Genomic DNA, 14,281 nt, shown 5'->3' with positions numbered 1-14,281 from the left:
GCCCCGCCCCCGCATCCCCGCCGCGCAGACCGCGAGCGACCCGGACGCGTCGCGCCCGGCGGCCGGGAACGCAGCCCAAACGGCGCGAGCCGACACCAAGGTCCCGCCCGGGGCGCCGGCGAGCCGGGACACGGCCGCGCCCGCCCGGGACGACGCATCGGCCCCGAAGACCCCGGCCGCCGAGACCCCGACCGGCGAGACCGCGAAGGCCGAGACCGCCGAGGACCAGGAACCGGCCGCGCAGGCCGGCGCCGCGGCCCCGATCGTTCCCCTGCCCATCGTCCCGTCGCCGACCGCGACGGCGCTGGCCGCGCAGACGGCCGCCTCGAACGGGTCGGGCGAGGCGGTCCCGGCGGAGAATCCGGCCGGCCCCGCCGCCCCGGTCGTGGCCGCGGGCCCCGATGCGGAGGGCGCGGCGGCCCCGGTCCCCCAGGGACTGAAGGTCCACGCGCCGGCCGGCCGTGGCGAGGGCGCCGAGGGCGGCGAGCCGGGCAGCGGCAAGCCGCAGGGCGACTTCGCCGCCAGCCTCGCCCCGGCCCTGGAGGGCGCCGCCCGCACCGATCTGGCGCCCGCCGCCACCGCGGCCCCGGCACCGAGCCACGTCCGGGCCACGGAGGCGGTCGCGCCGAGCCTGCCGGCGGCCCCGGCCCAGCCGCCGGTGCCCCTCGGGGCGGTGCCGATGACCATCGGCCTGCGCTCCCTCTCGGGCAGCAACCAGTTCGAGATCCGCCTCGATCCGAAGGATCTCGGGCGCATCGACGTCAACCTCGACATCGACAAGGAGACCGGCGCCGTCCAGGCCCGGCTCGTGGTCGACCGGCCGGAGACCCTGGCGCTCCTCCAGCGCGATGCCGGCAACCTGCAGCAGGCCCTGGCCCAGGCCGGCCTGAATCCCGGCGAGGGCAGCATCGACCTGTCCCTGCGCGGAGACGGCCGGTCCGACGGCCGCTCCAACGGCTCCAACGGCTCCGGCGGCGACGGGCAACGCTCCGAGACGGGCCGGAGCGCGCGTGCCGACGGCCCCGACCCGAACGCCATCGCCGCCGTGCCGATGCGCCGCTACGGCGCCCTTACCGGCATCGACATCCGCATCTGAGGAACCCGAACATGGCTTCAGGCATCACGAGCGCCGCGAGTTCGACCCTGTCGAGCGGCACGACCAAGACCTCGCAGCAGGAGCTGGCCGGGAACTTCACGCAGTTCCTGACCCTGCTGACGACGCAGCTCAAGAACCAGAATCCCCTCGACCCGATGGACACCAACCAGTTCACGCAGCAACTGGTCCAATATGCCGGCGTCGAGCAGCAGCTGAAGTCGAACGACCGCCTCGACTCGATCCTGAGCAACGCCAAGTCGTCGAGCGCCGCCTCGGCCACCGGCTTCATCGGTCAGACGATCACGGCGGACGGCAAGTCCACCGCCCTCAAGGACGGCGCGGCGAGCTGGACCCTGACCCCGGCGCGGGCGGCCAAGCAGGCCACGATGACCATCACCGACGCCAAGGGCAACGTGGTGGCGACCCAGACCAAGGCGCTCACCGCCGATTCCCAGACCTTCACCTGGGACGGGCGCTCGTCCAGCGGCTTCAGCTCGCCCAACGGCACCTACTCGATCAAGGTCGATGCGGTGGACGCGACCGGCACCAAGGTGACCGTCGACACCAAGGTCAAGGGGACCGTCGACAGCGTCGATCTCAGCGGCTCCGAGCCGGTGCTCCTGGTGGGCAAATCGCGCGTTCCGGTCTCGACCGTACAGGACATCGGCGCCGGGTTGTCCACATGACGAACAGGGCGAATCCAATGCGATCGATCCGCTTCAAGATATCTTAAGTGGGCCCAAGTAGCTTCCAATCTCGACAGGTCAGTCGAGTTGTAGAGCGTATCATGACCGAACCAAGCCGCCCGAGAGTGAAGTACGTCATCGGGCCTGATGGAAGTCCGTTAACCATCGCGGACCTTCCTCCGACCACCACCCGTCGCTGGGTCATCCGGCGCAAGGCCGAGGTGGTCGCCGCCGTCAGGGGCGGGTTGCTCAGCCTCGAAGAGGCCTGCCAGCGCTACACCCTCACCACCGAGGAATTCCTGAGCTGGCAGTTCTCCATCGATCAGCACGGTCTGGCCGGCCTGCGCACCACGCGCATCCAGCACTACCGCCACTGAGCCGCGCGGTGGCCGGGGTTCCCGTCGGACCCCGTCCCCTTCCCCTCGAACCCGGAAGCCGCGTCCCCTCATCCGGGCGCGGCTTTCGCGTTTCCCGAGGGCCTTCCCGCCCGGCCAGCCCGGTTTCGTTCACGTTCGTTAACTCCACGCTAACCACGTCCCAGGCAAATTTTGCCGAGCGGGTGCCGGCAGTCCGGTGCCCCGTCCGGGGTGGGTGCGTCGCGTCGTGAAATCGGTCCTCGACCTCGTGACAAAGTTGGGCCCGGCGCGTCTCGCCGCCATGGCCGCCGTCACGTTGACGCTGATCGGCTTCTTCGCCTTCGTGATCCTGCGCGTCTCGAAGCCCGACATGGGCGTCCTCTTCGCCGACCTGTCGATGTCCGATTCCTCGGCCGTGATCCGTGACCTCGACGCGCGCGGCATCAAATACGAGACCAAGGGCGACGCGGGCCAGACCATCCTCGCGCCGCGCGCCGACCTGCCGCGCCTGCGCATGGACCTCGCCGGCAAGGGCCTGCCGAGCGCCGCCGGCGTCGGCTATGAGATCTTCGACAAGGGCGACGCCTTCTCGTCGACCAACTTCGTCCAGAACGTGAACCACCTGCGCGCCCTCGAGGGCGAGCTGTCGCGCTCGATCCGCGCCATCGGCCGGGTCCAGGCGGCGCGCGTCCACCTCGTGATTCCCGAGCGGCGCCTGTTCGAGCGCGACCGCGAGACCCCGAGCGCCGCCATCGTCCTCAAGCTGATGGGGGATCTCGATCCGTCCCAGGTCCGCGCCATCCGCCACCTGGCGGCCTCCGCCGTCGAAGGACTGAAGCCGGAGCGGGTCTCCATCGTGGACGAGCGCGGCCGCCTGCTGGCCGACGGGGCCCGCGGCGCCGAGGCCGAGACCGGCGCCGGCATGGAGGAGAAGCAGGTCGGCATCGAGCGCCGCCTGCGTTCGCAGATCGAGGAGATCGTCGCCGGCATCGTCGGGGCCGGGCGCGCCCGCATCCAGGTCAGCGCCGAGCTCGACCTCAACCGGATCGAGAGCAAGTCCGAAAGCTTCGACCCCGAGAGCCGGGTGGTGCGCTCGACCCAGACCCGCAGCGAGAACTCGCTCACGGGCGGCGCCGAGGGCGCGGTCAGCGTCGGCAACGAGCTTCCGGGCGCCAATCAGCCCGGCCAGACGCCCACCCAGAAGGACTCCACGAACAAGAACGAGGAGACCACCAACTACGAGATCTCCCGGGTGACCAAGACGGAGATCGCCGAGGGCGGCCGGGTCAAGCGCCTCTCGGTGGCGGTCGTCGTCGACGGCGCCTACGTCCCCGGCCCGGACGGCAAGCCCGTCTACCAGCCGCGCCCGGCGGCCGAGGTCGACCGCATCGCAGCCCTGGTGCGCTCGGCCATCGGCTTCGACAAGGCGCGTGGCGACCAGGTCGAGGTGGTGAACCTGCGCTTCGCCGAGACGCCGGTCCCGGCCGAGTTCGCCGAACCGTCCCTGGTCCAGTCGCTGCTCTCCCCCTCCAAGGAGGAGATCATGCGCATCGTCGAGCTCGCCGTGCTGACGATGCTGACCCTGATCGTCCTGATGGCGGTGGTGCGCCCCCTCCTGAAGAAGGTCCTGGCCTCGGAGCCGATCCAGATCGCCCTGGTCTCGGGCGGCGGCGGCGCCCTGGCCGAGGGCGGCGACGCGCTGATGGCGGTGCCCGAGAACCCGACCGCGCGACTCGTCGATTTCGCCCAGCTCAACGGCAAGATCCAGGCCGAGACCGTGCAGCGCGTGGTCGACATGGTCCGGGCCAGTCCGAGCGAGACCGTGGAAGTGCTCCGCAACTGGATTCACGAAAACTGATGCGTGCCCCGTTCCCCGTACCCACCGTGAGGCGTTGAGACCATGTCGTCCGGACTGAACCTCCAGGCGGAACTCGCCAAGGGAAGCAGCGGCGCGTTCGGCAGCATGACGGGGGCCCAGCGCGCCGCCGCGCTCCTGCTGCTGCTCGGCGAGAGCGAGGGCGCGCCGATCTGGCAGATGCTCGACGAGGACGAGGTCAAGCTCGTCTCGCACGCCATGGTGCAGCTCGGCTCCCTGGAAGCCGAGACGGTGGAGAAGCTGATCGTCGATTTCGTCTCCCGCCTGTCGTCCGGTGGCGGCATCACCTCGAACTTCGAGCGGACCGAATCCCTCCTCCTCAAGATCTTCCCGTCCGAGCAGGTCTCCTCGATCATGGCGGAGATCAAGGGCGCCTCCGGCAAGCGGGTCTGGGCGAGCCTGACCCAGATCGACCCCGAGATCCTGGCCTCCTTCCTGCGCAACGAGTACCCGCAGACCGTCGCGGTGGTGCTCTCCAAGGTGCGCTCGGACTATGCCGCCCGCGTGCTAACGATCCTGCCCGAGGAATTCGCCATCGACGTGCTGAACCGGATGCTCCGGATGGAGACGGTGCAGAAGGAGGCACTGCGCCACATCGAGGAGACCCTGCGCGTCGAGTTCGTCTCGACCATCGCCCAGACCACCCGGCGCGACGCGCACGAGCTGATGGCCGACGTCTTCAACGCCTTCGACCGGCAGACCGAAGGCCGGTTCCTCACGGCCCTCGACCAGGCCAATCGCGGCTCGGCCAAGAAGATCCGCCAGCTGATGTTCACCTTCGAGGATCTGCTCAAGCTCGATGCCGGCAGCGTCCAGACCCTCCTGCGCAAGGTCGACAACGAGACGCTGTGCCGGGCCCTGAAGGGCGCCGACGACCGGGTGCGCAACTTCTTCCTGAAGAACATGTCGACCCGCGCGGCCAAGAACATCACCGACGAGATGGGCTCCCTGGGCCCGATCCGCCTCAAGGACGTCGACGAGGCGCAGGCCAAGATGACCGAGCTGGCCAAGGACCTCGCCGAGAAGGGCGAGATCATGATCGCCAAGTCGAGCGGCGAGGAGGAGCTGGTCTATTGAACGCCCGCCGCTTCCTCTTCGACAACGATTTCCGGCCCCGGCCCGACAACCCCGTCACCGTCCGGGAGGCGGCCGCGCTCGCCGAGACCGTCGCCCGCGCCGAGGCCGAGGGCTACGCCCGCGGCCTACGCGAGGGCCAGGCCATGGCCGAGCAGCAGATCCAGGCGCGCCTCGCGGACGCGCTGACCCGGCTCGGCCTCTCCGCGGCGGGCCTGATCGGGCAGTCCGACGCCCGGGACCAGGCGCGCGAGGACGAGGCGCTCGACTTCGCCATCCTGCTCGCGCGCAAGATCGCGGGCGAGGCCCTGGACGCGCAGCCGCTGGCGGCCATCGGCGACGCCGCCCGCGCCGCGCTCCAGCACCTGCGCGGCGTGCCGCACCTCGTCGTCCGGGTGCACGAGAGCCTCGTCGACGAATCGGAGGCTCTGGTGAAGCGCCTCGCCCGGGAGCGCGGCTTCGAGGGGCGCCTCGTGGTTCTCGGCGAGCCCGACCTCGCCCCCGGCGACGCCCGCATGGAATGGGCCGATGGCGGCGTGGTCCGGGACCGCGCCCAGATAGAGGCCGCCGTCCTCTCCGCCATCGGCGTTCCAACCTGATCCGTCCGTCTGACCCGCTCTCCAGTCCAGAAGAACCCGCATGTCCGACGATTTCAGCCTGCCTCAGCTCAACGGCGGCGACGCCTCCTTCGACGGCCTCGGCACCGAGTCGATCCGCGAGACGCCCACCACGCCGAAGAGCGCCGCCGATCTGGAACAGGTCTTCGACGTGCCGGTGGTGGTCTCGGCGGTGCTCGGCTCCTCGCGCATGCCGATCGGCGACCTGCTCCGGCTCCAGCCCGGGGCCGTGCTCGAACTCGACCGCAAGGTCGGCGAGGCCATCGACATCTTCGTGAACAACCGCCTCGTGGCGCGCGGCGAGGTGGTGCTCGTCGAGGACCGCCTCGGCGTCACGATGACCGAGATCATCAAGAGCGACCACTGACACCCCGAAGCGCTTCCGGCCGCCGCGCGACCGCGCGAAGCCAAACCTGACGGAGACCCTGGGCCATGCGGCTTCTCATCATCGGACGGCTCAACGGCGAGCTGATCACCGCCTCCAAGATCGCCATGAGCCGGGGCGCGGCCGTCACCAACGCCGAGAGCCTGGCGCAGGGGCTGGCGGTTCTGCGCGCCAAGGGCGCCGACCTCATCATGATCGATGTCGCCCTGGCGATCCGCGACCTCGTCACGGCCCTGAGCGAGGAGCGCATCCGCACCCCCGTCATCGCCTGCGGGGTCGCCACCGACGCCAAGGCCGCGGTCGCGGCGATCCAGGCGGGCGCGCGGGAATACATCCCCCTGCCGCCGGACCCGGAGCTCATCGCCGCGGTGCTGCAGGCGGTGTCGGAGGACGGGCGCGCCTTCGTCTGGCGCGACGCCTCCATGGAGAAGGTGGTCAAGCTCGCCGAGCAGGTGGCGCGCTCGGAGGCCTCGGTGCTCATCACCGGCGAGAGCGGCACCGGCAAGGAGGTCCTGGCCCGCCACCTCCACGGCAAGTCGAACCGGGCCAACCGGCCCTTCGTCTCCGTCAACTGCGCGGCGATCCCCGAGGCGCTCCTCGAATCCGAGCTGTTCGGCCACGAGAAGGGCGCCTTCACCGGCGCCGTGGCGCGGCGCATCGGCCGGTTCGAGGAAGCGCATGGCGGCACCCTGCTCCTCGACGAGATCTCCGAGATGGACGTGCGGCTGCAGTCGAAGCTGCTGCGCGCCCTGCAGGAGCGGGTCATCGACCGGGTCGGCGGCACCGCGCCGGTGAAGGTCGACATCCGCGTGCTCGCCACCTCCAACCGCAACCTGGTGGAGGAGGTCCGCAAGGGCACCTTCCGCGAGGACCTGTATTACCGGCTGAACGTCGTGCACCTGCGGCTGCCGGCGCTGCGCGAGCGCCCCGCCGACATCCTCGAACTGGCGGCGCATTTCGCCCGGAAATACGCCGAGGTGAACGGCGTGCCGGTGCGGCCCCTCAGCCTTGAGGCGCAGGGGCTGGTGCGCGCCAACCCCTGGCGCGGCAACGTCCGCGAGCTCGAGAACACCCTGCACCGCGCGGTGCTGCTCGCCTCCGGGCCGGAGATCGGCCCCGACGCGATCCTCACGCCCGAGGGCGACAGCATCGCGCCCGTCTCGGCCGGGCCGGCGGAGCGGGCCGCCCGAGTGGCGGAGGCCGCGACCCGGGGACTGGTCGGGCAGACCGTGGCGCAGGTCGAGTGCGACCTCATCCTCGACACCCTGGACCATTGCCTCGGCAACCGGACGCATGCCGCCAGGATCCTCGGCATCTCGATCCGGACCCTGCGCAACAAGCTCAACGAATACGTCGATGCCGGCCTCTCGGTGGCCGAGCCCGGCAGCGTCCGGGCGGTCGCCGCCTACGGCTGAGCGCAGCCGCGCTCAGGATGCGCCGTGGACGCGCTCGGCGGCCATCTGCGCCGCGTGGGCGCGTTCCAGCTTCTCCAACGAGTGGAAGCGGGCGATGTCCGCCTCCACGTCGCGGATCGTCTCCTCCACGAGGTGCTGCTGCAGGGCGGCCCGGGGATCGTCCGGCTCGAGGCCGTCGCGCACCTGCAGCCGCTCCACCGCCTGCTTGACCACGGCGTAGACCGCTTCGCGCTCGGGGCGCGACATGGCGGGATTGACGGCGCGGGCGATGAGATCGGTGAATTCGGACATGCGTGCGGGGGCGGGAAACCGAGGTGGGCCGGGCTAGAGGCGCTGATCGTTGATGCCGGCGAGGATCAGGGCGATCGAACTCCAGACCACGAGGCAGCCGAAGAACACCACCATGATGCTGTAGCCGCGCTGCGGGAAGAGCGAATCGCCCGGCAGCGCCGGTTCGACGAAGGTCGCGAGGTAGATCTGCTGCTTGCCCGCCGCGATGCGCGCCCGATCGACCATCAGGTTCGCGGATTCGTTGAGCTTCGTGGCGATGGTGCGCTCGACCTGCAGGCCTTCGTATTCCAACAGCGCCCGCGTCATGTTGCTGGTGGAATCCGAGCCGGACAGGCCGTCGGTGGTCAGTTGATCGGTCAGCTTCCGGATCTGCTGGTCGAGGGCCGCCACGGTGGCGGCGAGGTTCTGGATGCTGCGGGACTTCTCGTCGAGGTTCGATCCGCGCAGCACCGCGAGGTCGGATTCGGCCTTGAGCCGGTCCTTCCGCAGGACGGCGATCGTGGTCAACGTGGATTCCGCCGCCTTGGCCGGGTCGATGATGCCCCAGCGGTTGCGGAAGACCTGGAGGGCCAGATGGGCATTGCGCAGGCGTTCCTGTGCCTTGGCCGCCTCGGCTTCGGCGTGCTTGACCATGTCGGCCTGCGCCCGCCGCGAGATGTCGTTGATCAGCGCCTCGCTGCGCTCGACGATCCCGCGGTTGATCGTCAGGGCGTCCTCGGGCGTGAAGGCCCGCACGGTGAGCGTGATGATGCCCGAGAGCACCTCGATCCGCGTCCCGACATGCTTGTTCCAGTACTTCACCAGCTCCTCGATGGGCTGGTCCACGTTGTAGCGCGTCCAGAAGTCGGCTTCCGGCCGCGAGAACATCTTCGAGACCTGGAAGCTGTCTTCCATCTTGGCGACCATCGCCCGGCTCTCGACGAAATCGCGGATGATGAAGCTGTCCTGGCTGTTGTGCTTCATGATCAGGTCGGAGAACTGTCCGCCGGGGCTTTCGTCCATCGGCTCGACGTTGCCGCGGACGGCGAATTGCGAGACGGCGACGTACTGATCGGCGGCGAAGGCGTAGAAGTAGATCGCCGACAGGAGGGTCGGCAGCAGCACGAAGAAGCCGAACTGGCGCAGCAGGCCGGCGACCAGGTTCTTGGGCTTGCTCGAGGGCGGCCGGATGCCGGGCAGCTGGCGCCAGTCGAGACGCTCCTGCGCCCGGCGCAGGAGCGCGGGAACGCGGCCGGGCGAGACGGGATCGACGGTCTCGGCGTTGCGTCGCAGGTCCGGCAGCGAGCGCAGGGCGATGTCGATCACCCCCCGCACGCGATCCGTCTGCTTGACCTCGTCGGAATTCATGACTTCAGGTTCCCGAGACGCGGCTCGATCCAGCCAGGCTGACGAAGCACCATCATGAGTGGAGCGTGCGCGCGGGCCCGACGACGATGCATATGGTCACGCCTGCGGAGCCCTCTCGCCATCTTCGTGTTGAGCCGGTGAATCCTTCGTTTTTCGGCCCTTTTTAAGGCGTCGCGCCGAGACGCCGGGAGTGCGGTCGCGCGAGCGCCGCACGGGGCAAGGCTTGCGGCAGGGATGGCAGGAATGGCTGACAAGGATGGGGCGGCTCCACGCTCGGGGCGGATTCGCATGGCGCGCGCGGGGTTTTCCGAACTCGTGCTCGTCTGCGGCAAGTGCGTCAAGCGCCAGGGCCTGAAGAAGGGCTCGGTCCGGCGCCAGATCAAGCGTGAGTTGAAGCAGCGGGACACGGCCCGCAAGGTCCGGGTCGTCGAGGTCGGCTGCCTCGGGACCTGTCCGAAGCGGGCCCTGGCGGTGGTGACGGCGGACAGCCTCGCCAAGCAGCGCATCCACCTGCTTGACCCGGCCGGGCCGGCGCGCCAATCCGTCGATGCGCTGTTCCCCGATTTCGGCCCCAAAGGACGCCTAAGCCTCCCGGAGGCCGTCACGCCGCCGGGCCGGTAGCGCGTCGGCACCCGGGTCCGGAGCGGACGCCCGGCGCGGGGGGCGGACGATGTTCGGAGCGGACGAATCTTGACCGATCGGATCTCTGACGAACCGCGATCCGACGCGACGCGGACGATCGCGCGCCCGGATGCCGGCGGGGTCCGCTCGGTGCGGCTCGGGCGCCAGCTCCTGCGCCGCCTGCCGCTGCTCGGCACCCTCCTGGGCCTCGGCCTTGGAATCTGGCTGATCGCCACCAACGATCTCGCCGCCGTGGCCGATGCCTTCGGCCGGGTCGGCGCCGCCGGCCTCGCCGCGATCGTGCTGGTGCGGGCGATGGTGATCCTGCTGTGCGGGCTCGCCTGGGCTTGCGTCGTCCAGGGCCTTCCCGGCCTCGGCCGCGCCGGCACCGGCGCCTTCGTCCTCCTGCGTCTCGTCCGCGAAGGCATCAACGTGCTGCTGCCCGTCGCCTCGGTGGGCGGCGACGTGGTGGGTGGGCGCCTGCTCACCTTCTGGGGCACCGCCGGGACCCTGGCGGCGGCCTCGATCCTCGTCGACATGCTGTTCCAGGCCGGCACGCAGGCCGTGTTCGCCTTCGCCGGCGTCGGGCTGCTGCTGCAGGTGGGCGGCGAGGCGGCCCAGGCCCTGGCCACCTGGGTCCTGCGCGCGCTGGCGATCACCGCCCTGCTGCTGGCGGCCTTCCTGGCGGTCCAGCGCAGCCCGGCCGCGCGTGCGGCCGGGGGGGGGGGGGGGGGGGCGGCCCGGCGGGCCGTCAACGGCCTGCGCCGGATGTTCCGGGGCGAGGCCGCCGAGGCCACGGCGCCGGGGGGCAGCGTCTACGACGCCCTTGATGCCGTCTGGGCGCTGGGCCGGCGCGGGAAACTCGCCGCGTCGATCCTGCTCCATCTGGCGGCCTGGGGGCTCGGCGCCCTCGAGATCTGGATCGCTCTGGCGTGCATCGGCGTCGAATCGGTGAGCTTCACCGAGGTCGTGGTGATCGAGGCCCTGAGCCAGGCGATCAAGTCGGCGGCGTTCCCGGTGCCGAGCGGGCTCGGCGTCCAGGAGGGCGGCTTCGTCCTCCTCGGCAGCCTGTTCGGCATCGATGCGGGCACCGCCCTCGCCCTGTCGCTGATCAAGCGCGTGCCCGACGTCGTCCTCGGCCTGCCGGCCCTGCTGCTCTGGCAGGCCCTGGAGGCGCGCCGCGCCCTGATCCTGCCTCCGGCGGACCCGACGCGGCAGCCATGAGCTTTCCACCACGCGGGCCGTCGGCGGTCACCGGTGGCCTGGCGGCGACGCTGCTGCCGGTCGCGGCACTCCTCGGCAGCATCGTCTCCCTCAGTGTCGGCACCTCCTTCGCCAAGCACCTGTTCCCGGTCCTCGGCGCGGAGGGCACCACCACCCTGCGGGTCGGCCTGTCGGCGCTGATGCTGGTGGCGATCTGGCGGCCCTGGCGCCTGCGCACGGATGCCGCCGACCGCCGCGCGCTGCTGCTCTACGGGGCGGTGCTGGGGGCGATGAACCTGCTGTTCTACCTGTCCCTGCGCACGGTCCCGCTCGGCCTCGCCATCGCCATCGAGTTCTCCGGGCCGCTGGCCCTCGCGCTGGCGGTCTCGCGACGGGCGATCGACTTCGCCTGGATCGGCTGCGCGATCCTGGGGCTGTCGCTCCTGCTGCCCCTCGGCGGCGTCTCCGCGTGGCTCGATCCGGTCGGCGTCGCCTGCGCCCTCGGCGCGGCCCTGTGCTGGGCGCTCTACATCGTCTTCGGCCAGCGGGTCGGGCATCTCCACGGCGGGCGGGCCGTGGCGGTCGGCATGTCGGTGGCGGCCCTGGTGGTGATGCCCTTCGGGATCGCGGAGGCCGGCGCGCAGTTGCTGGAGCCGACCCTGCTCGGGTTCGGCCTCGCGGTGGCGGCCCTGTCGAGCGCCCTGCCCTACACCCTGGAGATGGTCGCCCTGAAGCGATTGTCGAAGCAGAGCTTCGGCGTGCTGCTCAGCCTGGAGCCCGCCGTCGGCTCCCTCGCCGGGCTGGCGATCCTGGGCGAGCGCCTCAGCCCCACGGAGTGGCTGGCCATCGTCCTGATCGTCGTGGCGTCGGTGGGCAATACCGTCAGCGGTCATCGCGGCCGGGCCGCGGCCGATGACCCCGACCTGAGCGTCGCACACGCCGGATCGGACGGGCGGGCCGCGCGCGGCGTCCCGCCCCGAAATGCCGGACCCGCGCCGCCTCAGGCCGCGCGGACGGTGTGGAGGAAGCGAGCGACCTCGGAGCCGAGATGCTCGGACTGGCGCGAGAGCTCCGAGGCCGCCGTCAGCACCTGGCCGGCGGCGGCGCCGGTGGCCTCGGAGGCCTGGGCCACGCCCGCGATGTTGCGGGTGACCTCGGCGGTGCCCGTGGAGGCCTGGGCGACATTGCGCACGATCTCCTGGGTCGCCGCGCCCTGCTCCTCCACCGCCGCCGCGATCGAGGAGGCCACCCCGTTGATCTCGCGGATGCGCGTGGTGATCGAGCCGATCGCCGTCACCGCCTGACCCGTGACGCCCTGGATCTGGCCGATCTGCGTGCCGATCTCCTCCGTCGCCCGCGCCGTCTGGGCGGCCAGCTCCTTGACCTCGGTGGCCACCACCGCGAAGCCCCGCCCGGCCTCGCCCGCGCGGGCCGCCTCGATGGTGGCGTTGAGCGCCAGCAGGTTGGTCTGGCTGGCGATGTTGGAGATCAGCCCGACCATGTCGCCGATGCGGGCCGAGGCTTGGCTCAGGGCCTGGACCAGCTGCATGGTCTGGTCCGCCTCGCCGACCGCCGTGCGGGCGAGGTCGGAGGAGCCCGAGACCTGGCGCCCGATCTCCTGCACCGAGCTCCCGAGCTGCTCGGCCGCGGCCGCCACGGTGTGGACGTTGGCGGCCGCTTGCTCGGCGGCGGCGGCCACGCCGACCGACTGGCCGGCGGTCTCGCCCGCCGTGACCGTCATCGTCTGCGCGGTCGCCTGCAGCTCGGTGGCGGAGGACGACACCATCCCGACGATGCCCCCCACCGCCTGCTCGAAGGCGTCGGCCATCTGGCGCATGCCCGCTTTCCGCTGCTGCTCGGCATCCCGCCGCGCCTGCGCCGTCTCCGCTTCCAGGGCCCGGGCCTGGACCATGTTCTCCCGGAAGATCAGGACGGCCGCCGCCATGGCGCCGATCTCGTCGCGACGGCCGGTCGCCGGAATCTCCGCCGCCGTATCGCCGGTGGCCAGGCGGCGCATGGCGGCCGTCATGTGCGCCAGGGGCCGGCTGATCGCCAGGACCAGCATGACGACGGCGCCGACCGCCAGGATCGCCGCGAGGACGACGAAGCCCAGCATCTGGGTCCGGGCGTCGTCGTAGGCGCCCTGGGCCTCGGCGCCGCTCGTCGCGGCGGCGGCGACCTCGATCTCCGAGAGCTTGGTGAGGCTGGCGACGACGGTCCGGATCGTGTCGGACATCGTGGTGTTGTACTGCTCCTGCGCCGCCGTCGGATCGCCGCGTTCCGCGGCGGCGATGCTGTCGGAGTGCTGGCCGAGATAGGTCGCCCATTGGCGCTCGAAGGTGGCGTAGAGCTCCCGGGTCGCGGGGGTTTGGATCTGCCGGACATAGGCCGTCTGCTGCGCCTTGAGCTCGGCGAGCCGCTGCTGGATCGAACTCAGGGCGTCGGTCTTCTGCTGCGGCGTCTTGGCCGAGAGGACGCGGCTGCCGTTGACCCGGATGCGGAGGGTCAGGCTCTGGATCGCTCCCAGCGCCTGGGTGGCGGGAAGCCGCGCCGTGCGCAGCTCGGTGGCGGCACGGTTGATGGTCTCGATCTGGTAATAGGACAGAGCGGCTAATCCGAAGATCAGAACCAGCATGAGCGAGAAGCAAGCGATGAGCTTGCCCTGGAGCGATGCAGAAAGATGCATTATTTTTACCGGGCCATGATTCAATTGAAATATTTATCCCGGTATAGTGTCATCGATTTCGCAATGGAGCGTTAATGAACCTGGATGGCCGAGTTTAATGCGATTACGCTGACATCATTTACGATCTGGCAGTGGATGGTTTCGCGATATCGAGGTTTTATACGTAGAACTTGCTTCGCCGCACCGGATCGACCAGTCGTTCCGAGAATTCCGGATCGGTTTCGATCGATGTGGCGGCTGCGCCGAAGGCGGCGGGCCCGATCAGGTCCGTATTCGCCCGGCGACCGCATGCGGCGACAAGTCAAATACCAGTCCTCGTGGTCTGCATCGACGCATCCGGCAGTCGTTCGTGCTTCACGACCGGAGGTCGGCGGCAGGCCGGCCTCGCCTAGGGCATCTCGTCAAGCGTGTTTGGAAAGCGATCGGATACCCGACATCCAGAACGTCAGGACGGCTGTCCTTTCGCGCGGTTTCTCGCCTGTCCGTTTTCATAAAGCAAAACTCGACTGATCCTCCCCCGCTTTCACGGACACGGGGGTTAGCTTGCATTTCGTTCGGCTTGCTCGGGCGTGATGTAACCGAGAGCCGAGTGGATGCGCTGTCGATTGTAGTAGCCCTCGATGTAGGC

The 14,281-nt window shown here is 70.3% G+C and carries 13 protein-coding genes and 1 pseudogene; 11 read left to right on the top strand and 3 right to left on the bottom strand.

Features of this window, described 5'->3' with window-relative positions:
- From AC3WLN_RS21415 to flbD, 8 genes are all read left to right on the top strand, one after another.
- Positions 1–1,096, top strand: a 1,096-nt coding sequence (locus AC3WLN_RS21415) for a flagellar hook-length control protein FliK (RefSeq protein WP_492484646.1), incomplete at its 5' end; no start/stop codon positions are given.
- Positions 1,097–1,107: 11 nt separating this feature from the next.
- Entirely contained in the window at positions 1,108–1,782 is a 675-nt protein-coding gene (locus AC3WLN_RS21410) for a flagellar hook assembly protein FlgD (RefSeq protein ID WP_492484644.1), read from the top strand.
- Between the two features lie 101 nt (positions 1,783–1,883).
- Positions 1,884–2,159 carry a CtrA inhibitor SciP gene (gene sciP / locus AC3WLN_RS21405; protein ID WP_018044452.1) on the top strand — a complete coding sequence of 92 codons (276 nt, stop codon included), beginning with the start codon at positions 1,884–1,886 and terminating at the stop codon, positions 2,157–2,159.
- Between the two features lie 226 nt (positions 2,160–2,385).
- Positions 2,386–3,996, top strand: a complete 1,611-nt coding sequence (gene fliF, locus AC3WLN_RS21400; protein WP_492484641.1) for a flagellar basal-body MS-ring/collar protein FliF — start codon at positions 2,386–2,388, stop codon at positions 3,994–3,996.
- Positions 3,997–4,038: 42 nt separating this feature from the next.
- Positions 4,039–5,091, top strand: a complete 1,053-nt coding sequence (gene fliG, locus AC3WLN_RS21395) for a flagellar motor switch protein FliG (RefSeq protein ID WP_492484639.1) — start codon at positions 4,039–4,041, stop codon at positions 5,089–5,091.
- On the top strand, positions 5,088–5,687 hold the full coding sequence (locus tag AC3WLN_RS21390; RefSeq protein WP_492484637.1) for a FliH/SctL family protein: 600 nt from the start codon (positions 5,088–5,090) through the stop codon (positions 5,685–5,687). Before fliG ends, AC3WLN_RS21390 begins: the two co-directional genes overlap by 4 nt.
- 40 nt (positions 5,688–5,727) lie before the next feature.
- Positions 5,728–6,072: a flagellar motor switch protein FliN gene (gene fliN / locus AC3WLN_RS21385; RefSeq protein WP_055958008.1), complete on the top strand. Its 345-nt coding sequence runs from the start codon at positions 5,728–5,730 to the stop codon at positions 6,070–6,072.
- A gap of 65 nt (positions 6,073–6,137) precedes the next feature.
- Positions 6,138–7,505 (top strand): sigma-54-dependent transcriptional regulator FlbD, encoded by a 1,368-nt coding sequence (gene flbD / locus AC3WLN_RS21380; RefSeq protein ID WP_492484635.1) that lies wholly within the window; start codon positions 6,138–6,140, stop codon positions 7,503–7,505.
- 12 nt (positions 7,506–7,517) lie between these two features.
- Here flbD and AC3WLN_RS21375 read toward each other — a convergent pair whose 3' ends face one another.
- Both AC3WLN_RS21375 and AC3WLN_RS21370 read right to left on the bottom strand, forming a co-directional pair.
- Positions 7,518–7,796, bottom strand: coding sequence for a hypothetical protein (locus AC3WLN_RS21375; protein WP_492484633.1), 279 nt, complete (start codon positions 7,794–7,796; stop codon positions 7,518–7,520).
- A gap of 33 nt (positions 7,797–7,829) precedes the next feature.
- On the bottom strand, positions 7,830–9,143 hold the full coding sequence (locus tag AC3WLN_RS21370; protein ID WP_492484631.1) for a KpsE/RkpR family capsule polysaccharide export protein: 1,314 nt from the start codon (positions 9,141–9,143) through the stop codon (positions 7,830–7,832).
- A 243-nt stretch (positions 9,144–9,386) separates the two neighbouring features.
- On the opposite strand from AC3WLN_RS21370, the gene AC3WLN_RS21365 reads away from it, so the two are divergent.
- The 3 genes and pseudogenes from AC3WLN_RS21365 to AC3WLN_RS21355 form a co-directional block, all read left to right on the top strand.
- The gene (locus tag AC3WLN_RS21365) at positions 9,387–9,764 is read left to right on the top strand and encodes a (2Fe-2S) ferredoxin domain-containing protein (RefSeq protein ID WP_492484629.1); all 378 of its coding nucleotides are present in this window, start codon (positions 9,387–9,389) and stop codon (positions 9,762–9,764) included.
- Positions 9,765–9,833: 69 nt separating this feature from the next.
- Positions 9,834–10,988, top strand: coding sequence for a lysylphosphatidylglycerol synthase domain-containing protein (locus AC3WLN_RS21360; protein ID WP_492484627.1), 1,155 nt, complete (start codon positions 9,834–9,836; stop codon positions 10,986–10,988).
- A pseudogene (locus AC3WLN_RS21355) lies at positions 10,985–11,827 on the top strand (EamA family transporter); the annotation flags it as partial. The gene AC3WLN_RS21360 and the pseudogene AC3WLN_RS21355, both read left to right, overlap by 4 nt.
- Positions 11,828–11,967: 140 nt before the next feature.
- On the opposite strand, the gene AC3WLN_RS21350 reads toward AC3WLN_RS21355, so the two are convergent.
- Positions 11,968–13,653 (bottom strand): methyl-accepting chemotaxis protein, encoded by a 1,686-nt coding sequence (locus AC3WLN_RS21350; RefSeq protein ID WP_492484625.1) that lies wholly within the window; start codon positions 13,651–13,653, stop codon positions 11,968–11,970.
- Positions 13,654–14,281: the final 628 nt, after the last annotated feature.

Source organism: Methylobacterium sp. FW306-05-D (assembly GCF_058782155.1).
The sequence above is the reverse complement of the archived record's forward strand: the minus strand, read 5'-3'. Positions and strand labels throughout refer to the sequence as shown.